This window comes from Bacillus sp. FJAT-42315 (genome assembly GCF_002797375.1).
In the GTDB taxonomy this organism is placed as follows: domain Bacteria; phylum Bacillota; class Bacilli; order Bacillales; family Domibacillaceae; genus Bacillus_CE.
On the sequence record NZ_KZ454941.1, the window covers coordinates 2002989 to 2023522 of the forward strand.

21 protein-coding genes, 1 pseudogene and 1 riboswitch are annotated in these 20534 nt (G+C 37.9%); of the genes and pseudogenes, 14 read left to right on the forward strand and 8 right to left on the reverse strand.

What is annotated here, in order from left to right:
- Positions 1-28: 28 nt before the first annotated feature.
- Positions 29-1384, reverse strand: a complete 1356-nt coding sequence (locus CEF22_RS09850; RefSeq protein ID WP_095481051.1) for a TrkH family potassium uptake protein — start codon at positions 1382-1384, stop codon at positions 29-31.
- A gap of 194 nt (positions 1385-1578) precedes the next feature.
- Positions 1579-2757: an LL-diaminopimelate aminotransferase gene (locus CEF22_RS09855; protein WP_157843210.1), complete on the reverse strand. Its 1179-nt coding sequence runs from the start codon at positions 2755-2757 to the stop codon at positions 1579-1581.
- A gap of 161 nt (positions 2758-2918) precedes the next feature.
- Between CEF22_RS09855 and CEF22_RS09860 the strand changes: the two genes are divergently transcribed.
- The 12 genes from CEF22_RS09860 to CEF22_RS09915 all read left to right on the forward strand — a co-directional run bounded on the left by CEF22_RS09860 (position 2919) and on the right by CEF22_RS09915 (position 12232).
- Positions 2919-3125, forward strand: a complete 207-nt coding sequence (locus tag CEF22_RS09860) for a DUF1657 domain-containing protein (RefSeq protein ID WP_100402729.1) — start codon at positions 2919-2921, stop codon at positions 3123-3125.
- A 42-nt stretch (positions 3126-3167) separates the two neighbouring features.
- Positions 3168-4172, forward strand: a complete 1005-nt coding sequence (spoVAD, locus tag CEF22_RS09865) for a stage V sporulation protein AD (protein WP_232726095.1) — start codon at positions 3168-3170, stop codon at positions 4170-4172.
- A 12-nt stretch (positions 4173-4184) separates the two neighbouring features.
- Positions 4185-4391 carry a DUF1657 domain-containing protein gene (locus CEF22_RS09870; RefSeq protein WP_095479149.1) on the forward strand — a complete coding sequence of 69 codons (207 nt, stop codon included), beginning with the start codon at positions 4185-4187 and terminating at the stop codon, positions 4389-4391.
- A gap of 17 nt (positions 4392-4408) precedes the next feature.
- On the forward strand, positions 4409-5269 hold the full coding sequence (locus tag CEF22_RS09875; RefSeq protein ID WP_100402731.1) for a DUF421 domain-containing protein: 861 nt from the start codon (positions 4409-4411) through the stop codon (positions 5267-5269).
- A gap of 151 nt (positions 5270-5420) precedes the next feature.
- Positions 5421-5780 (forward strand): helix-turn-helix transcriptional regulator, encoded by a 360-nt coding sequence (locus CEF22_RS09880; protein WP_094836889.1) that lies wholly within the window; start codon positions 5421-5423, stop codon positions 5778-5780.
- Between the two features lie 11 nt (positions 5781-5791).
- Complete coding sequence (locus CEF22_RS09885; RefSeq protein WP_095479147.1) at positions 5792-6166, forward strand: PH domain-containing protein; 375 nt, start codon at positions 5792-5794, stop codon at positions 6164-6166.
- Positions 6167-6263: 97 nt separating this feature from the next.
- Positions 6264-6363, forward strand: a riboswitch (purine riboswitch).
- Positions 6364-6431: 68 nt separating this feature from the next.
- On the forward strand, positions 6432-7442 hold the full coding sequence (gene add, locus CEF22_RS09890) for an adenosine deaminase (RefSeq protein WP_100402732.1): 1011 nt from the start codon (positions 6432-6434) through the stop codon (positions 7440-7442).
- A gap of 187 nt (positions 7443-7629) precedes the next feature.
- Positions 7630-8019 carry a GntR family transcriptional regulator gene (locus CEF22_RS09895; RefSeq protein ID WP_094836892.1) on the forward strand — a complete coding sequence of 130 codons (390 nt, stop codon included), beginning with the start codon at positions 7630-7632 and terminating at the stop codon, positions 8017-8019.
- Entirely contained in the window at positions 8012-8911 is a 900-nt protein-coding gene (locus CEF22_RS09900; protein ID WP_100402733.1) for an ABC transporter ATP-binding protein, read from the forward strand. Before CEF22_RS09895 ends, CEF22_RS09900 begins: the two co-directional genes overlap by 8 nt.
- Positions 8886-10838 carry a DUF6449 domain-containing protein gene (locus CEF22_RS09905; protein WP_100402734.1) on the forward strand — a complete coding sequence of 651 codons (1953 nt, stop codon included), beginning with the start codon at positions 8886-8888 and terminating at the stop codon, positions 10836-10838. The genes CEF22_RS09900 and CEF22_RS09905 overlap by 26 nt, the downstream gene beginning before the upstream one ends.
- 316 nt (positions 10839-11154) lie before the next feature.
- Positions 11155-11298, forward strand: a complete 144-nt coding sequence (locus tag CEF22_RS09910; RefSeq protein ID WP_100402735.1) for a YrzI family small protein — start codon at positions 11155-11157, stop codon at positions 11296-11298.
- A gap of 271 nt (positions 11299-11569) precedes the next feature.
- Positions 11570-12232, forward strand: a complete 663-nt coding sequence (locus CEF22_RS09915; RefSeq protein WP_100402736.1) for a nitrous oxide reductase accessory protein NosL — start codon at positions 11570-11572, stop codon at positions 12230-12232.
- Between the two features lie 34 nt (positions 12233-12266).
- Here the strand turns inward: CEF22_RS09915 and ccmA are convergent, their stop codons facing one another.
- The 4 genes from ccmA to CEF22_RS09935 are packed head-to-tail and all read right to left on the reverse strand — an operon-like array spanning position 12267 to position 15530.
- Positions 12267-12965: a heme ABC exporter ATP-binding protein CcmA gene (ccmA, locus tag CEF22_RS09920; protein WP_100402737.1), complete on the reverse strand. Its 699-nt coding sequence runs from the start codon at positions 12963-12965 to the stop codon at positions 12267-12269.
- Positions 12962-13780 carry an ABC transporter permease gene (locus tag CEF22_RS09925; RefSeq protein WP_232726096.1) on the reverse strand — a complete coding sequence of 273 codons (819 nt, stop codon included), beginning with the start codon at positions 13778-13780 and terminating at the stop codon, positions 12962-12964. Before CEF22_RS09925 ends, ccmA begins: the two co-directional genes overlap by 4 nt.
- Positions 13777-14235 (reverse strand): nitrous oxide reductase accessory protein NosL, encoded by a 459-nt coding sequence (locus CEF22_RS09930; protein WP_232726097.1) that lies wholly within the window; start codon positions 14233-14235, stop codon positions 13777-13779. Before CEF22_RS09930 ends, CEF22_RS09925 begins: the two co-directional genes overlap by 4 nt.
- Positions 14232-15530, reverse strand: coding sequence for a right-handed parallel beta-helix repeat-containing protein (locus CEF22_RS09935; protein ID WP_100402738.1), 1299 nt, complete (start codon positions 15528-15530; stop codon positions 14232-14234). Before CEF22_RS09935 ends, CEF22_RS09930 begins: the two co-directional genes overlap by 4 nt.
- A 138-nt stretch (positions 15531-15668) precedes the next feature.
- On the opposite strand from CEF22_RS09935, the gene CEF22_RS09940 reads away from it, so the two are divergent.
- Both CEF22_RS09940 and CEF22_RS18855 read left to right on the forward strand, forming a co-directional pair.
- A complete protein-coding gene (locus tag CEF22_RS09940) occupies positions 15669-16886 on the forward strand; it encodes an MFS transporter (RefSeq protein ID WP_100402739.1) in 1218 nt (405 codons plus the stop codon).
- 269 nt (positions 16887-17155) lie between these two features.
- Positions 17156-17628 (forward strand): annotated as a pseudogene (locus CEF22_RS18855) (transposase); the annotation flags it as partial.
- A gap of 162 nt (positions 17629-17790) precedes the next feature.
- Here the strand turns inward: CEF22_RS18855 and CEF22_RS09955 are convergent.
- The gene (locus tag CEF22_RS09955) at positions 17791-18900 is read right to left on the reverse strand and encodes a C45 family autoproteolytic acyltransferase/hydolase (RefSeq protein WP_100402742.1); all 1110 of its coding nucleotides are present in this window, start codon (positions 18898-18900) and stop codon (positions 17791-17793) included.
- A 352-nt stretch (positions 18901-19252) separates the two neighbouring features.
- Positions 19253-20104, reverse strand: coding sequence for a MerR family transcriptional regulator (locus CEF22_RS09965; protein ID WP_100402743.1), 852 nt, complete (start codon positions 20102-20104; stop codon positions 19253-19255).
- Positions 20105-20534: the final 430 nt, after the last annotated feature.

Consider the following 20534-nt stretch of genomic DNA (forward strand, 5'->3'; position numbering starts at 1 on the left):
TCATGAGGAATGGCACTTGCTTTTTATGTTAACCAATTAAAATCCGCTCTTTCGGATAGTGATACGATTCTTTAATTTCGCGGCCACGAATGACGAACAATAATGAGAATAACCCGATTCGACCGATAAACATTAAAGAAATTAATAATAGTTTGGCTGGTGTATTCAAGTCTGGAGTGATGCCTAATGAAGATCCCGTCGTTCCAAAGGCGGAGGATACTTCAAAGACGACTTTCACAATCGGCAAGTTAGGCTCTAAAAACGAAAGAACAATGATCGATCCACCCCAAATGAAAAATCCAGTCGTGATAACGACAAACGAGCGTTGAATATCAATGGGATGAACTTCTCGATTGAAAATCTTTAACGTGTTTTTACCACGAGCGAAAAAGTACACACTTAGCATGGCGATCGCAAAGGTAGTCGTTCTCAATCCACCGCCGACACTGCTAGGGGAGGCGCCGATAAACATTAACGTCGAAATCAACAGCAAAGTAGCGGTTGAAAATTCATTTAAATCCATTGATGTTAATCCTGCACTTCTTGCTGCAATCGACTGGAAACTAGCGTAAAACAATGATTCATGCCATGATTTGTCGATAAAGAAATGATGGCGATCTAATATGTAAATACCGATTGCTCCAATAATCGCTAATGTGGCATACACTGTCGTTGTCAGCTTTGTGAAAAGTGAGAAGCAAAATTTATGGGAGCCACGATACGTTAAATAATCCTTCACTTCCACCAGTACGGGGAAGCCGATCGCACCGAGAACGATTAATATCATATTAATGAACTGAACAAAGTAATCATCCGCATATACAATGAGGGACTGTCCTGTAATATCGAACCCTCCATTGGTTGTCGCGCTAATGGCCGCAAATAGTCCATGCAGAAAAGCTTCAGAGACGGTTGGATAAAATTGCAGAAAATACGTTCCTAAAATAATCGCACCGACTGCTTCAATACAAAGAATGAGCACAAAGATTTCTCTCATTAGCTTAACGAGTCCAGATAAATCGGTCCGGTTTTGATCCGCCATAATCAATTGGCGCTCACGCATCCCAATTTTCTTGCCCACTAGTAGCCAAATAATCGAACTGAGTGTCATAATGCCGACACCGCCAACTTGCAAAATAAAAAGAATAAAAAAATAGCCGACTGTGCTAAATGTATCTACAGTGCCAACCGTTGTTAAGCCGGTGACACTAAGAGCACTGACCGCGATAAATAAAGCATCAATAAAAGGTAGATCTACACCTGGTTTATGAGCTACAGGAAGAAGTAATAAACCGGTGGACAATAGCGCCCCTGTAAAATAAAGTACAACAATCAGCTGAAAAGTAGACAGCTTTAAAGATTTTAATTTAGTTGTTTCTCTCATATCATCCCTCATTATTCACTACGCATAATCATTATTCGATAATCCGAACATACATGTCTTATATTATATAGAAAAGACATTGGAAAGAAAACAGCTTGTTTCGCACGATTATGTCCATAAAAGGTAAATTCGTTATTAAACAAAAAGCAACAACTCCCCTCATGATAGATGAAGATCATGAGGGGAGTTGTTTTTTATGGAAGTTTTGAAATCTCAATCACAGATCGTAACTTTTCAGCGGCTTCTTGTAAGATTTCTTCCGAATGAACGAGGGCAATTCTAACATATCCTTCGCCATTTTTTCCAAATGCCGGTCCAGGGACCATGACGACACCTGCTTTGTCAATGCAGGTAAAGCAAAATTCTTTTGAAGTCCAGCCATCCGGTATCTTCGCCCAGATAAACATGCCACCAGATGGCTTGTCGACGGTCCAGCCAATGTTCTCTAATGCTGCAATAAACACATCGCGACGACGTTCATAAGTGGTTCGAACGAGTTGACCAATTTCCTCTGCACGATCAAGAGCCGCTATTCCAGCTACTTGAATGGGAGCAAACACACCATAGTCTAAATTCGATTTCAATTGAGCTATTTTTTGAACCATCTCTTTATTACCGGCAATGTACGCAATTCTAGCACCGGCTAAGCTAAAGCTTTTCGATAAAGAATTAATTTCCATGCCAACGTCTTTGGCACCTGGAACAGCTAGAAAGCTGAGCGGCTGTTGATCATCGAAATAAAATTCCGAATAAGCGGCATCATGCAGGACAACAATCTGATGCTTTTTGGCAAATTCAATCACTTCACTGAAAAATTGCTCGGTCGCTAATCCTGGAACCGGGTTACCTGGATAATTTAAAATCATCATCCGTGCTTGATTGGCAATATCAGTAGGAATCGCCTTTAAGTCAGGTAAAAAGTGATTATCTTTTACAAGCGGCATGTAGTATGGCTCGGCTCCTGCGACAGCTAATCCTGCCTCATAAGCAGGATAACCAGGGTCTGTGACAAGAATGATGTCGCCAGGGTCAGCAAAGACAAGAGGTAAATGAACGAGACCTTCTTGAGAGCCCATCGCATGAACAATTTCTGTTGAAGCGTCAAGTTCTACACTATATACCCGGCGATAATAGTTCGCAACGGCCTCGTAAAATGGTTGTGTACCTGATAATGTATAGCCATATTGATCTGGCTCGGATGCCAATGTGGCAAGCTTTTCTCTAACAAAAGAAGCTGGCGGCAAGTCGGGACTGCCTAAGCTTAAATCGATGATCTTTTGTCCTTCTGCTTGTTTTTGCAATTTATAAGTTTTTAATTCACTGAAAATAGATGGAGCAAATGCTTTCATTCTTTTCGCCAGATGAAATTCCACGATGAATCTTCCCCCTATGTACGTAGTTTTTATTCATTATTTTAACATACGGAATAAAAAAATAATTTGTAAAATTCATCTCATTAGTAACAATTCCCAAAAATATTTTTTGGAAATAAGCTCATGCTAGTAAAGAATTCAACTAAAGGGAGGAAACACAAATGACAGTGATTAATGATCTGAAAACGACATTAGCAGGATTAAAAAGCGCCCAAGCAAGCTTAGAAAGCTTTAGTCTAGCTACAGACAATCAGCAAGCGAAGCAGCTGTACCAAACCGCAGCCACTCAAACACAAGTAGTGATTGATTCGATTGAGCCACGTATTCAAGAAGTAGAGCAAGAAGAGCCACAATATAAAAATAGTTAAAAACACTATGTGCAAAATTCAAATTAAATAGGAGGTGAAAGCGTGGAAAAGCAGCGAACATGGCTTTTTGCAAATAAACCTGTCATTTTATCCACTGGTGTCGTTGGAGGACCTTTTGAAAGTAATGGAAAAATAGCCGATGACTTCGATATTCTTCATGGAGATTTATGGATTGGACAGGAAACGTATGAGAAAGCACATCGTAAATTATTGGAAGAAGCTTGCTTTCGGGCAATCGAAAAAAGCCATTTACAAAAAGAGGACATTGAATTTTTTCTTGGGGGAGATTTAATTAATCAAATTACCCCAACAAGCTTTGGAGCTCGACAATTAGGTATTCCTTATATGGGATTATTCGGTGCTTGCTCTACCTCTATGGAGGGGCTGGCTTTAAGTTCCTTTATTGTCAACAACAAAGGGGCGAATTACATTTTAACAGCAGCATCCAGTCATAACGCAGCGGTCGAAAAGCAGTTTCGTTATCCGACGGAATATGGCGGGCAAAAGCCTCCAACGGCGCAATGGACGGTAACGGGAGCAGGAGCAGCCGTTATCGCTCGACAAGGAGAGGGTCCTACTGTTATATCAGCCACTATCGGGAAAGTTGTCGATATGGGGTTAACGGATCCCTTTAATATGGGGGGAGCGATGGCACCAGCGGCCGTTGATACGATCATCGCTCATCTGACGTCATTAAAGCTCGATCCGTCTTACTATGATTTAATTGTCACCGGAGATTTAGGGGCGATCGGACGTAGTATCGCTCTAGAGATGTTGAACGATCGTGGGATTCTGATTACTGATCAACAATTTCAAGATTGCGGCCTAATGATTTATAAAGATTCGCAACCCGTATTTTCAGGAGCAAGTGGAGCTGGATGCTCAGCCGTTGTTGGGTATGGTCATTTGTTGAAGCGAATGAAAAAAGGCGAATTCAAACGGATACTATTAGTAGCAACTGGAGCGCTGCTTTCTCCGCTTTCTTTCCAACAAAATGATTCGATCCCTTGTATCGCTCATGCTGTTTCAATCGAATATATACAGTAAAGGAGTTTCGAAATGACCGTCGCATCCGATGTGAAGACTTGCACAGCTGGTCTGAAGCACGCTGAGGCTGTGTTTAGCAAATTAGCATTAATGTCAAATGATCCAACATCGAAAGAAATTTTCCATGAAAGCATGATGTCGCTTCATGAAGTGATTGAGCAAATGAATCAACGCATTTATGAGCTTGAAAATCACGAACCTCAATATCAAGGATTTTAACAAAAGGAGTGATTTCCTTGCCCCCATGGTTAGATGTTACCATTCGATCCTTTTTATTTCTTATTGTCTTATTTGCCATTACAAAAATCATTGGAAAAAGGCAAATTTCTCAGTTATCCTTCTTTGAATATATCACGGGTATTACAATCGGTAGTATTGCAGCCGAAGTATCAACGGTGAGAGAAAGATCGATGGTCGACGGATTAATCGCTATTATTATCTGGGGATTAATTCCTTTATTAGCTGGATATTTAGCGTTAAAAAGTAAAGCATTCCGAGGAATCGTTGAAGGAAAAGCGACGATTTTTATTAAAGATGGCAAAGTATTAGAAGAGAATTTAAAAAAGGAAAAATATACGATTGACGAGTTACTATCTTTACTACGAAAAGAGAATATTTTTTCTGTGGCTGATGTAGAATATGCCGTCCTAGAACAAGATGGTAGCTTAAATGCTTTGTTAAAGAAAGATCAACGTCCAATTACAAGAAGTGACTTGCAACTCACACCGATGAATGAAAAGGAACCTCATACAATTATTATGGATGGACGATTGCTGTATGACAGGCTAGCTGAGAGTGGGAAAACGAAAGAATGGTTAAATGAGCAGCTTGAAATAGCCGGTGTATCACTTGAAAATGTGTTCATCGGCCAGGTTAATTCTTACGGAGAACTATATGTCGATTTATTCGATGACCTTCTTCAGCCAGCTACTCCGCAAGAACGGCCATTACTATTAGCTAATTTGAAAAAGTTTGTCGCCGATATGGAATCATTTGCTCTTGCTACTGAATGTCCGAAAACGAAAAAAATGTACGAAACAAACGCGAAAGCCATTCAAACGATCATTCAAAACACAAAACCATATTTACAAGCGTAACAGGTATTCTTTAAGCGGATGCCTGTTATTTTTATAATTCACTATGTGCAAAATTCAAATTAAAATAAAACATTCGTTCTATACCAATAAATTTGCTAAAATAAATAATAAGTGAATAACCATGCAATTAAAAATAAGTGAGGTGAACAAAATGCCAAGAGGTGAAGGGAAGTTTCTCATTAAACAGCGCGCTTTTTTAAAATTGTTTATGATTAAGTTCGTCGAAGAAAATCGTTTATATGGCATGCAAGCGATGGATGAATTAAAAGCGACCTTTAAGCAGTACGGCTATGAACCAAACCATTCAGAGATTTATCGCTCACTACATGAGTTAATCGATGATGGGATCTTAAAAAGGCATAAGAAACTGCAAGAAGGGGCGAAATACAAAGAAGTCGTCATTTACCAGTTTGATGACTATGAAAAAGCCAAGTTGTATAAAAAACAAGTAAAGACAGATTTAGATCGAAGTATGGGACTGCTTCGCAAAGCATTAGAAGATGTGTATTAAGGAGTGTAGATATGGGATTATTTGATGGTTTGATTGGCAATGCGACAGAAGCGGATGTGAAAACCGTAGAAAAAACACTGAAGCTCATCGTCGCTGAAGGAGAATCTATTGAAAAGGCATTTGAACTTTCAAAAGATTTAATTGTATTCAGTAACAAGCGTCTACTATTCATTAATAAGCAAGGAGTAACAGGAAAGAAAGTGGAGTACCTTTCGATCCCGTATCGAAGTATTACTCTTTTCAGCATACAAACAGCAGGAACATTTGACTTAGAAGCGGAATTACTGATTTGGATTGCTGGTAATGAGAACCCGATCGCTAAACAGTTTAGGAAGGACGACAGCATTTTCGATGTCCAGCGAGCGCTGGCTACATATATTCTTTAACGTGAAGAAAAAATAAAGGGATTGTACATTTAATAAAATTCTTCGTTAAGTTCGTAGCCTTACTTGACAATATAAATAAATTCAATTATTCTTTTACGAAATCGAATAAAAAACTTTTCGTATAACTCCAATAATATGGTTTGGAGGTTTCTACCAGGAGCCAATAATTCCTGATTACGAAGAAGGTACATGTACTTGTATTTTCTTCGTAATCAGGAATTTTTTTGTTTTTATTTTTCAAATAATATAAAACTAGGAGGAATTTATGAATTTTGCAGCGTTACCTAAAATCGAACTTCATTGCCATTTAGATGGCAGTCTTAGACCTGAAACAATAATTGACATCGCAAAGGGAGAAAACATTAATATACCATCTTATGATATTGAAGAGATTCAGAAAGAAATTACAGCACCATTGGAATGTGAATCTCTTGATGAATATTTAGAAAAATTCTCCATTCCTAATTTAGTCATGCAGTCAAAGGAAAGCCTAAGAAGAATTTCCTTTGAGCTTTTTGAAGATGCGGCAAAGGAAAACGTGAAATATATGGAAGTCAGGTTTGCTCCTTTACTTCACACCCAGAAAGGTTTGGGGATAGAAGAAATAGTACAAAGTGTTTTAAATGGAATGAAGGAAGCAGAAGATAAATACGATATAAAGGGAAATTTAATACTTTCATGTATGAGAACGATGTCTGTAGAGAGTGCTTTTGAGGTCGTAGAAAGAGGAGCTACATTCCTTGAAAAGGGAGTTGTTGCTATAGATTTATGTGCTTCTGAAGAGGAAGGATTTTGTGAAAAATTCATCGAACCGATAAAATTAGCTAAAGAATATGGCTATCGAGTAACGATTCATGCTGGTGAAACGGGCATAGGTAAAAATGTACTAGAAGCCATTAAACTTTTAGGTGCTGAAAGGATAGGACATGGAGTATTTATTAAAGATTGCGATCAAGCATACAGAATAGTTAAGGAACAACAAGTTGTGCTTGAAATGTGTCCGACAAGTAACGTTCAAACAAAAGCGGTAAATAATTATCATGAACATCCGATCTATCATTTTCATCAGGATGGAATCAAAGTAACAATTAATACGGATAACAGAACGGTATCAGCTACAAATATGGCAAATGAATGTCATATTATATTCAAGGAATTTAATATTAGTTTTGAGGATTATAAACAAATTTATTTTAATAGTGTCGAAGCATCTTTTACTGATTTAGAGACAAAAAATATGCTGAAAAAGTATATAAAAGATACTTCCTCGTTATAATTTCACCAAAAGAAAGACTGGGCTACCGAGAAATTGGGTAGCCCAGTCTTTCTTTTATCTTAAGTGATCTTTCTAGAACTCAACGACCAATTTTCCACCTAAATAAAAAAAAGGATTGAAAAGCATGCTGTATTAAGTGTATTATTTAAATTAATACAGTTGATACAGTGAAAGGAGGCATTTGAGTGTGATTGTTCTTGATATTAAAAGTCGAAAACCAATCTATGAACAGCTGACAGAAAAAATAAAGGAATTGATTATGCATGATGTGTTCCAGCCAGACGAGCAGCTTCCTTCTGTTCGGCAACTGGCAGGTGAGCTGGCTATTAATCCGAATACGATTCAAAAAGCTTATCGAGAATTAGAACGGGAAGGATTCATATATTCTCTTCCTGGAAAAGGAAGCTTTGTTAAAGAACAAACGAGTATGGCAAATAAACAGAGGGTGGAGCAATTGAAAAACGAATTATTAGCCTTAATTTCAGAAGCTTTATATTTAGGCATTAGTAAAAAAGAAATCACAGAATTAGCCGAGAAGGCGGAACAGAGTGTTAAAGGAGGGAAGGGAATTGATTAAAGTTCGTGATTTAACAAAAGTCTTTAAAGGTTCAGAAGCTTTAACTCAAGTAAACTTAACCGTAAATAAAGGCTCCATTTTTGGGCTACTTGGATCAAATGGAGCAGGGAAGACGACGTTGTTAAAAGCCATAGCAGGCATTATTGAGCCCGACAGCGGCAAAGTGTGTGTAAATGGGCAAGAAATGGACAAGCATCCAGAATTAAAGCAGGAAGTTTTATTCTTACCGGATATTCCTTACTTTTTTGCTCAACATACCATTAAGCAAATGGCTTATTTTTATCAACAAGTGTATCAAAAATGGAATCAGCATCGCTTTGAACAACTAAGCCACATATTTGATCTTCCTTTACATGTGAGATTACATCAATTATCAAAAGGGAAGCAACGTCAAGCCGCTTTCTGGTTTGCTTTATGTTGTATGCCCGATTATTTACTATTAGATGAACCGCTAGATGGATTAGATCTTGTAATGAGAAAGAAAATTAAGCAATTGTTAATGGAGGATGTCGCCGAGCGGAATATGACAATTGTGATCTCTTCTCATAATTTACGAGAGCTTGAAGATATTTGTGATCATGTAGCCATTTTGCATGGGGGAAATGTTTTATTAGAACGAGAACTAGATGAATTGAAAAGTAATTTACACAAAATTCAAGTCGCTTTTCGTGGAGAACTCCCTTCACAATTTTTGGCTAAACTTAATATCATTCATCATGAACAACGTGGTAGCATCCATATTTTCATCGTCAAGGGAAAAGAGAAGAAAATTCATGCTGATGTTTCTGCTTTTCAGCCATTGTTGTTAGATGTGCTACCGATCACACTTGAGGAAATATTCTCATATGAAATGGAGGAAGCAGGATATGGTGTCGGCAATTTTGTTTTTTAATCAAGGAATTTGGAGACAGAAGGCGAAAGTATTAGGCTGGCTCAGTTTACTTTATTTTCTTCTCTTGTTCTTCATTGTTCCTTTGCAAATGATTATGGGCCATTCGAATAACGAAGGGTCATTTATTCAAGACCTTCCATCCGTATTTCAATTATCAGCGGATGTACAATTAATGCTGATTTTGACCGTTCCAGTTGGATTTGCTGTCTTTACTTTCCGTTATTTACACGTCAAAGCCGCTGCTGACTTTATGCATAGCTTACCGGTTTCACGGTCGACATTGTTTTACCAGTATACAGTATGTGGATTCATTTCCATGATGATTCCGATTGTCGCAACTGCCTTAGTCATGACAGTGAGTCAATGGATGCTCGGTGTCCAATATTTCTCAGCTTCTGAAATATTGATTTGGGTCGGCTTTACCTTGTTTTGGAACGTCGTGATTTACGCAGCAGCCGTTTTTTCAGGCATGCTCACAGGGATGTCTGTTATGCAAATCTTGTTCACTTATGCCCTGTTTCTTTTGCCTATTGGATTCCTCATGTTAGCTGTTTATAATATTGAATTTTTGCTACATGGTTTTCCAGCGGACTACTATTTAAATTTTAACCTCGAACGTTTCATTATCTTTTCTCGCATTTATTCTGCGATGGATATTTCGCTACAATGGTGGGAGTGGTTAACTTATAGTGTCATTTCAGTTGTATTCTTATTTCTCGCATTAGTAGCCTATAAGCGTCGGCCAACTGAAACAGCGACACTCGCTCTAGCTTTTCCGAAACTTCGTCCATTATTCGTCTACAGCTGTACGTTTTTGGCGATGTTATTTGGTAGTCTGTACTTTGGTAGTGTCCAACGTACCGTACCTTGGATTGTATTTGGACTACTTACCTTCTCATTCTTGAGTTATTTTATTGCTAGAATGATTGTCGAAAAAACAACGAGAGTATTCATGTATTGGAAAGGATACTTCTTGTTTGTTGGAGCCATTCTTCTAGTAGGCTTGTCCATTCATACTTTAGACGGAATATATGAAAAGAAAGTACCGGCTATTGCAACAATAGAAGAAGTTTATTTTTCTGATGGGATCTATGGATATCATCAGATCGACTCTGGAAACACAAACGAAATTCCTTCTTCCGACTTTTATAAAGACCCAGTGAATGTAAAGAAAATCACTGAATTGCATCAGCAAGCGATCAACAACAAATCACAGCAGTCGAAACACGTTACTCCGATCGTCTTTGCTTACGAATTAGATAATGGAAAGAATTTAGTACGAGAGTACAACATTCCTATTAAACAATACGAACAATGGATCAATGAGCTTGCTAGTTCAGAAGAGTTCAAATACAATCAATATCCTTTATTAAGTATGGATGACACAAATATTGAGAATATTACTTTGTACTCACATACCGCTCACAACAAGCAATTGACATTAACTAATCCGAAACAAATGAAACAGCTAGTTGCCTTACTAAAAGAAGAAATGAAAAAAGAAGATTTGACAAAGAGTACAAATAGTTGGGGACATATGGAGATATACTTTGAAGATGAAAAAATGATCTATACATCTTGGCAAAAGACTTATCACTCTATCGAGAAGTGGCTTGAAGATGAAGGATTACTAGAACAAATAAAAGTGATGCCTTATGATATTAGTTACGTCACTGTATTTGATGCCACAGGTAACCCTGACCTTTATGAGACTATTGATGAACAGGGCCAAATCAAATCCTCGATCAAACAAATAAAAATAAAAGATAAAGAACAAATTGAGAAATTACTTCCGATTGCTCATACAGGGGAAGAAAATGGCTCCTATGCTATCGCTTATTATGTAAAAAACCAAGACCACCCTACAATAGAGCAGATCGGCAAAGAAGAAGCTCCATCATTCATAAAAGAACAGCTATCGAAGTAAAGTGAAGGAGCTGTCCGAAAAGGGAGGATTCAGCTCAAAAAGTGAAAAAGCTAAAACCCAAGAATGCTGCTAAATCAACATTCTTGGGTTTTTAATTTTGGTGTATATCAGTCGAAATTAGACTTTTTAGACAGCCCCTATCTTTTTTTAAAAAAATAATGGAATTTTAACGATAGTTTGGATATAATTAGAAAGATAAGAATTGTCTAGCAATTTCGTTTTCGATTTTGGAAAGACACATGTTCTGGAACTGGTCAGCTTTCACATACTTCCGAGGCAGAAGCTTTTATTGCTCTCTGAGAGGAGGTGAGAAGGAATGACGATCAATCTTATTTTTGTCATTATTACGATCAAAAGACGTGAAAGAAACGTGGAAGAGTATATCCATGAACAACGTGTAGAAGAAATCTATGACGAAATGCGAAACAAGCAACAAGAAAGAATGAATCACTTGTTTTAATCCAAATATGAAAGGAAGAGAGGAGAATGTTTTATGAGACAATTACAATCAATCCAATCTAAATGGAAAGCTGCACTTTATATTAGGAAAGACTCTGCCTAGTGAAACTGACCAGTAATCATAGCATATATACAACCCTCGACGGAAATAACCGTTGGGGGTTTGTTATTTTAATTTTATTTTCCATTTCATTGAATTCTCTCACTTTCTTCATTCTTTTCTCACAATTCCTTCTTATACTTAACATATAGAAAATATAGGGGGAAACAAAATGAAGAAAAAATTGTACATCTTAACGGCTGCGGCAGCATTAAGTTTAGCAGCTTGCTCTAGCAATGAAAAAGCGGAGGAGTCGAAACCAGAAACAGAAGAAAAAGCGGTCACTGAACAGCAAGCAGAAACGACTCCAACAGAAGAAGTAAAAGAAGAAACAGCTCATCAGCATGAAGAGGGCGAGCCTACTGCGGAAACGACTTGTTCTTTTTGTGATATGAAAGTATACATGAAGAGTGAAGATATGGGACAATTTACTGCTAAAATGGTGACAGAAGAAGGCGAAACGCTTTTCTTTGACGATATTGGCTGTATGCTGAACTATGAGCGCGATACAGAAAAACCAGCAAAAGAGCGTTTTGTTCGCGATTTTAACGGGTTAGATTGGGTGTCAGTTGATGACGCGAAAATCATGAAAACAGAAATGAAAACACCAATGAACTACGGATATGCTTTTTTCAAAGATGAGGAGAGCTTAAATACATTTACAACTAAGCATCAAAATGCGCAGCCAGCAACAGTGGAAGACATCGATCAAGTAGCAAATGAACGCTATATGAAAAAGAAACAAATGCAAGAGCAAGAAGGTGACATGCAGCACGGTGAAGGCGAGCATGGCGAGATGAAACAAGAGGAAGAAATGCAGCACGAAGCTCATTAAATGAGCAAAAACCCGGCATATTGAGCCGGGTTTTTTATTTGCTATATTCTGCAAACAAGGCCTCATCAAGCGAAGCATGCTGCTGTAGAAGCGCCTCCACCTTTTCATGAACGAGTAAACGACCATCCTGTAAAAAGGCGAGCGTATCGGCAAGTTCTTCCACGACCGATAAAATATGTGTCGTAAAAAGAACGGTTTGTCCTTGATTTTTTTTCTCTACGATGATTTCCTTCATTCGATGCACCCAATATGGATCGAGCCCATTCGTTGGTTCATCTAAAATTAAAATAGGGGCTTGCGACAGCAAGCTTTGCGCAAATGATAGTCGCTGCTGCATTCCTTTTGAATAAGATTTCACTTTTTTATCGGCATGCTCACTTAACCCAACAAGCGCCAGCAATTCGTTCACTTGTTGACGATCCGCCTTTTGTAAATCGGCAAAGTATGTTAACGTTTCCCGACCGGTTAATAGGGGAGGAGCGGATAAGTCATCGGGCATATAAGCAAACTGCGAGCGAAAATCCGCTTTTTTATCTCCTGATCGATGACCATTTAACAGAATCTCTCCCGCATCGGGCGTATAAATGCCAGTCATCATTTTAATGATCGTACTTTTCCCCGCACCATTGCCTCCACAGAGAGCGATACATTCCCCAGCAGTAACGGAAAATGATAGCGGATGGATCACTTGTTTTTTTTGAAAAGATTTACTGACTTCACGAAAGGTAATCATAATGTTTTCCCTCGATTCATGAGAAAGTTTGCAAGCAATAGCGGTGTGATCGTCCAAATAAGGCAGGAAATCACAAACATGGCGACACCAACACTACCTTCTGCCCAAACGGTAAAATCATATACAGAAGGGCCAAAGATCGTGCCGCTTCCGAGAAATAAAACGGTAAATACCCGAATGAGCTCGACTGGATTTAAAAAAACAGAAACAGTCAGGATCGGCAAAACCATGGTCGGCCCAGCGATCATCGTTGCTGCCATGATGATAAATTCATAGAAAAGGACGAAAAACGCCCATAAAAATAGCCCGATTCCTAACGCTTGAAGCCTTCCTGCCGCTATAATTCCGGTGAATAACGCTAAAGATAAAAACATCAAAACTAATAGCACCGAAATCCCGAAGAAGACAAGTAGCAACGAAAAATCACTTCCAGATACTTGGAAAAACAACAAAGCTGATACGCCATAACCGAGCACTAAAATAAAAATCAGTGATATCGCAAGCCCGATATACTTTCCAACAACGACAGCCATCGAAGACAGAGGATAAGTGAGCAGTAAACCTAAACGACCGTCTTCTTTTTCACCAGCAATGAGTAAACTACCTACAAGTAGTGTTAGTAAAGGAAGTAAAAATAGCGAAAGATTCAATAGACTAGCTGTACTTCGGGTAAATCCATCAAATTCGCCGCTTGCTTGTCCAGTAAAGAAAATAATGATGCCGGCAAGCAATGTAAACAAGCCGGCAAACACAAGAAGCCATTTACTTCTGAAAGCTAACTTCATTTCATGACGAGCAATCGTCCAAGCTGTCACTGATGGCCACCCCAATCATGGGTCATGACTTCATCTAACGTCATCATTTCCCCTTTGCCTTCTTTTTTCATGTACTTTTCAGCGGAGGATTGGTCCGAAAAAGAGACGACACCGTAAGCCATTGGCGTCCAATAGTCTTTATTGTATACAAACGTCGCTTCATTCAATTTCACCCAATCACCACTTAGAGCGTCACGAACATACTTCTCGCCAATATCCTTTTCATCCTGCTCATGTAAATACTCGACCATGCAGCCGATATCATCAAATGTTTCGACAGAACCATCCTTTAAAATCACCTCTGTGGCATATTGAGGCTCAGTAATACTCATATTGCAAACGTCACATACATCAATATCGGGATTAATTTCTACCGGTTCATACGTCTGTTCTTTTCCACAAGCGGCCAACAGCATTGCAGAAGCCGCCAGTCCAACAAATATACGTTTCATCATATTCTTCTCCTTTTCCTTGTCCATAAGTACAGCACCGTTCCTAGAGGAATCAGCACCATGAATGCATACGATCCATCGAATGGTTTCACCTGTTTGACTAATGGGAAGCGATCCGTATTGCCATCATCACTTTGGAGCGAAAACATTTTTTCGACCGATTGCCAAACCGTCATCGCCGGACTTTCAAAGTAAAATTGCAAATGCGGATACTGATGAAGAAGGGAGCTATAACTAGAGCCACCATTATAAGCAATTTCTCCGATGCTATCTCCATTCAAATCATAAGAATGATAATCATCCCAATAGTTACCGATCTTCCCATCATCGAGAGGAAAGGAGGTACCTGTCAGCTTCGTTTGAATAATATTTCCTTCTAAACGATTCTCACTTATTTGGACGTCGCTATTTTTTCCCTCTGTGATTAGACCGATATAATTACCGGCGACGAGATTATTCTTTATCAAAATCTTGTTTGAAGATTGAAGCGATAAGCCATTATGATTATAAAGCAATTCATTATTTTCAAGCCGAACATCTTCCGTTTCATAAATTAACACGCCGAATCCTCGGTAGTTCAACTGCTTTTCAAAAGTGTTCTCTTCAATGTCAATTCCTTTCGAATTCATCGCCATAATCCCATTAATATTGCCAAAAAAATGATTATCTTTTACCGAATTATTAGTAGAAAACATAAAATGAGTCGCATATCTTGCTTCACTAATTGTGTTATCGTTCATCTCATTATTAGACGACTCATCTAAATAAATACCATCTTGCACGTTGGTCATCTCATTTTCAATTAGACGGTTATTTTTCGTAGCTAATAAATGAATGCCATTTCCACGAGCAGAAAAATGCCCTGGGTAACTAGAAAAATGATTACGTGAGATCGTATGAGAGCCGCCACCGCGAACTAAGATGCCATAGTGAACGTTCGTAAATGTACTTCCACTGATCGTGGCTGTTTTCGCTTTATCTAATAGAATACCTGCTTGTTGCGCTCCTTTTCCCGAATGTTGAATGGTCACACCACGGATTGTGACGTCATCTGCTTGAATCGTGACGACGTTATCACTTTTCCCACCGTCAATGACCGTTCCTTTTTCGCCTGTGATCGTCAGCGGCTTATCAATAACGACAGGACCTTCATATAATCCACGTTCTAAGTGAATTTCCGAATTCGGTGGAGCTTGATCGATTAACGGTTGAAGATCGGTTGTTGTGTCCGCTTTCACCATACTAGAGCTAAAAGGGAAGAGGAGTAACCAACTAGTCAGTGCCACCACTTTTTTCATCGGGCCACATCCTTTCCTTCTTTTTTTACTACATAATTGTGAAAAATTAAAGAAGTATGAGCGAAACTTCTATGAAATCTGTTTTTTTGTGGCAAATCGACTATAATGGATGAAATAGAGAAGAAGGAGGTTGACATGATGTCAGTGGCAGCAAAACAATCGTCTGTCGGTCAAGCGACCACCTACAGCATATTATTTGCGATTAGTGGCGGGCATTTCATTAATGACTCCATTCAATCGGTAGTGCCGGCAATGTTTCCAATTTTAGAGAAGTCTCTTGCGCTTTCTTATGCACAGCTTGGTTGGATTGCTTTTGTTCTGAATATTACGTCTTCATTAATGCAGCCCGTGTTTGGCGCCGTCGCCGATCGGAAGCCACAGCCGTTCTTATTGCCAATCGGCATGGGGCTTTCGATGCTCGGGATCATCGGCTTTGGCTTGTCACCTAATTTTTATACACTGCTATTCGCCGTTTTATTTATCGGGCTTGGTTCAGCTGTTTTTCATCCAGAAGGCTCACGCGTCGCTTTTATGGCCGCTGGACAAAAAAGAGGACTCGCTCAATCGATCTATCAAATGGGAGGAAATGGAGGGCAATCACTTGCTCCGATTTTCACAGCCTTTATCTTTGTTCCATTAGGTCAAAAAGGAGCATTGTTGTTTGCGGTGGTCACTGCCGTTGGTATTCTTTTGCTTTATCGAGTCTCTACCTGGTATAAACACCAATTACAAATAAACGAACGAGCCAGGAAAAATAAGCGTGCAGCAATCAAGAAAAAACTACATAAAAGCGTCAAATGGGCCATGGTTCTATTAATCTTTTTTGTCTTTGCACGCTCATGGTACGCAGCTGCGATTACAAATTTCTATCAGTTTTATTTAATTGAAGATTACGGACTATCAATTAAAGAAGCGCAGCTATACTTATTTGTGTACATGGCTGCTGGTGTCGCTGGTACATTCCTAGGCGGACCACTAGCCGATCGCTTCGGTCGTAAAAACCTGCTCGTCTTTTCGATGCTCGGAGCGGCTCCATTAGCCGCTGTCTTACCTTATGTTCCACTCGCTTTCGTCTTGCCGCTATTCTTTCTAATTGGATTTATCTTACTTTCTAGCTTTAGCGTTTCCGTTGTATACGCTCAAGAATTACTGCCTGAAAAAGTGGGGACGGTATCTGGCTTAATCGTCGGGCTTGCCTTCGGAATGGGGGCCATTGGCTCTGTATTCTTTGGTGTTTTAGCGGATCACTATAGCTTAAAGTTTATGATGATTCTTGCTAGTCTATTGCCGCTGTTAGGCGTGAGTGCATTAGCGTTGCCAGGGGATCAGAAGGTGAGAAAACTAAATAGAGGATAGGTAAAAAAATCGGATATATAGGGTGTTTCAATAGAAAAAGTCCAATTTCTAATAAGCACCCAAATGAAAACCCCAGAATGTTGCTAAATCAACATTCTGGGGTTTTAAGTTCTGCACTTTTCGAGCTGAATCATCCCTTTTATTTTCTTCTTAACAACTTCTTAACTTCTCCCACTCTTAAAGGTGCAAGCCGGATAGGCTACACTAAGTTAGACAACTCTTATAAGGGGTAGTACACTAAAAGGACTAACCTTAAGGAGCGGGTCAAAATGAGAAGAGAACGTCGAACGTTTACAGCCGAATTTAAACGGCAAATGGTGAAGCTCTATGAAAACGGAAAATCGCGAGCGGATATTGCGAGAGAATATGAGATTACGCCTTCTTCATTAGATCGTTGGATTAAAAATCACCAGGAAACAGGATCTTTCAAGGCAGAAGACAATCGTACGACAGAAGAAACAGAATTGCTTGAACTACGTAAAGAAGTGCAACGCCTACGAATGGAAAATGATATTTTAAAGCAAGCCGCGCTGATCATGGGACGAAAATAGATGTGATTCGCAACAACGCTCACAAATATTCGGTATCAGCCATGTGTGACGTCCTACAAATTCCAAGAAGTACTTACTACTATCACCTTCACAAGCGTGAAGATGACGAAAAACAAGCGGAGGAAGCAGACTTACAAGAGCGTATTTATACGATTTTTAAGCAAAGCCGCAATAACTATGGGACACGTAAAAGTTACAAAGGGCTTGATAATCTCTCCGCATCCTATAAATATTATAATATTCACTAAAGAACTGATTTCTTATTTGAAAGGAATCGTTTGTTATTTTAATTAGTATTAGGTTATTTAGAAAAGGATGCTTAGAGTTATCCATTCCTTCTGATATTGGAAGTATTATTTGACTAGTTTCCAAAAGTTTGGCCCATAGTTATTGTTCTTAATAAAAATTTCTAGTTCGTTAAAAGGCAAGGTTTCTCCTACTTTTAATTTATAGATTTTATTATTTATAGGGGAACCGAAAGAAATATCTAATTGTTTGTCATTAAGATTAAATAGTATAGAATGAACAGTTCCGAAATTTTCTTCAAAATTGTGTACTGTTACACCCTTAGGGTATTCCTTTAACATTAATTGTTGTAATTCATTCTTTGTAATAAAATTATTACTTTCTAAGTTGTCTTTCAAAAAATTATAACGTATTTCAGATTGTTCTAATTTTCCGCTTTCTAACTTAATTATTTCTGGCATTACAGCATGATTGGTTGCAATAAAAAATCCAGATTTTTTATCGCCTCTTTCTACAACCTTTTTTCCATCATAAGTTTCTATTAAAGCTGCGTTACCATCGGCATCTGCCAGAAGCAAATTCATATTTGTTCCAATAGGCATATCCTCTAAATAAGAAATTCCTTCCTCAACGTCTTTACAATTTTCAAGTAAAGCTCTAACTATTACCATAAACTGTAATCCTTTTATGATAGGCTTTTTCATTCCTAGATGTTTTCCAACTGGCATACCGCAAGAGGCAAAAGCTACACAGAACCCCTTTTCATTTAAGCCTTCACTTCGACCAAAATAAGAAACGGAGAATCCGGTATGACTGTATTTACCCTTTACTTTTGTTGTACAGAGTCTCATATCAGATATTACTGGTGACAAATCGTAATTTCTAAGGACATAAGTTTTACTATCATTTGTTTTAGACGGTAAAACAGCACCCAAACTACATCCACCTGGTTGTAGCAAAGCTTCATCAAAGAAATTAAGATAACTAGGCTTTACGTTTAGTGAATCTGCAAACCCTTGTAATTCTTCGATTAAACCAGGACAATACTGGTTCATTAATTTTTCCATATCCCTAAATTTCGCTTCATCTATTGGTTCGGATAATAAAACTACATTCATTGCATTAGGAATCTTTTTTATTTCTTCTCCTTGCCTTCTACCAATCTCGTGGTTGTTGCCTTCAAGAAAAGAAAAATAAGCTTGAATTGAATCTTTCATATTTGTCTCTCTCCAGTCCAATTTATTGATTAATATCTTGGTAATACATAAGGTGTTCCTATTGAAACGGCATTTATCAACCGTCCTTGTATTTCTTTAACAATAGAAGGATCAAATTCAGTAAGAATAGGTTTGCATAACTCTCCAAATTTCAATTTTCCTCTGTTGTTTTTGGAAGTCGAAACCCATTTTTATAAAGGATTTCTGCATAATGCTTTCCTACCTAATAAACATTTCCTTTTAATCTCGGATGATACATAGTAATTCCCTCCGTTTAGATTTTTGTATATATATAGAATAAACCCTCCAGTTAGTGGAGAGTTTATCCTGTTTCGATATAAATAACTGTTACTTAACTATAGTTTTTGATAACTGGAATACATATTTTCGTAATAAATTCTGATGGATGTCTGTTTAAATCTGGTCGTATGTCTCTTAAATTAATATTAGAAGGAACAATACCTTTTTCATAAATCTCTATCGCTTTTCCGCTCTGAATTAGATTCTGTTCTAGTATCCAATTTTTCAATATTTCATATCCTACATCCAACTCTGAATAGGGACCTTTAACAGTCAGACATGCGTATATCCCTTTGTCTAAAATCCTACAATTGTCTATTTTATTCGTATCTTTTACTGGAAGAAGAAGTTCTACGTCTGCCTCCTTTTGATTCAAATCTCTATCATGAAAGATAGCCATTAGTTTTCCATTTATCACAAGATTAAAAGCATAAACTCGATCAAATAATTTTTTAACCAACTTATCTATAAATTTTATCTTTATTTTCTCACGAACAGAATAAACTGTTAGTCCCTCTCGATTTTCAATATAACAGCTAGATATAACCGGTCCAGGAATTATAGATGCTTTCTTTTCTATTTGTATTTTTAACCGATTCATCTCTTCTATTTGTTTGGAGATTTGTTCTTTTTGATCCTCAAGCTCATATATTTTATGCTCTAATATGCTTTTCCATTGTACTTGATCAGGGTTTTCAATAAATTCCTTAATCGTAGTTAAGGAAAGTTGACAGTTTTTTAGAAGCGTAATTTTTTTCATGATTTGAATTTTTTCGTAGTCATAATATCGATAGTTTGTTACAGGATCTATGTAAGAAGGTTTTAGTAATCCAATGTCGCTATAGTAGCGTAATGTTTTAACAGGAATATTACATATTTCGGAAAATTTACCTATAGAGTACATTATATTCTCCCTTTACGATTATAAAATATTTATTATAAATCAGGATCTAAATATCTCTTTTATAGTTTTATTAGTAGTTTGACGTAATTCAATGGCATGGGAGGCAAGAGCAATGGATGAAAAGAAACTATTTAATACGGTTGGCGTACATTGTACAAACCTACGTTATATAGGTTTTTAGCATAGTGACATAGTTCTCTCAGTTGACTGAATTGCTCTTTTGAAAGACCTCGAATTTGGTTACTTTGAGTTAGGAACATAGTTCCCCCCCCCTTTGTTATATATTCATTATATAGAAATAAATAGAAATTAACAATTTGTTTAGTGGAGTTTTTAGTCAATTGAGATAGCGAAAGCCATCCCTTGACTGACCTCTCTGTCATCCCACCTCTGAAGAGGATACTATCGCACCGTAGTGGGTTTTCTCGTT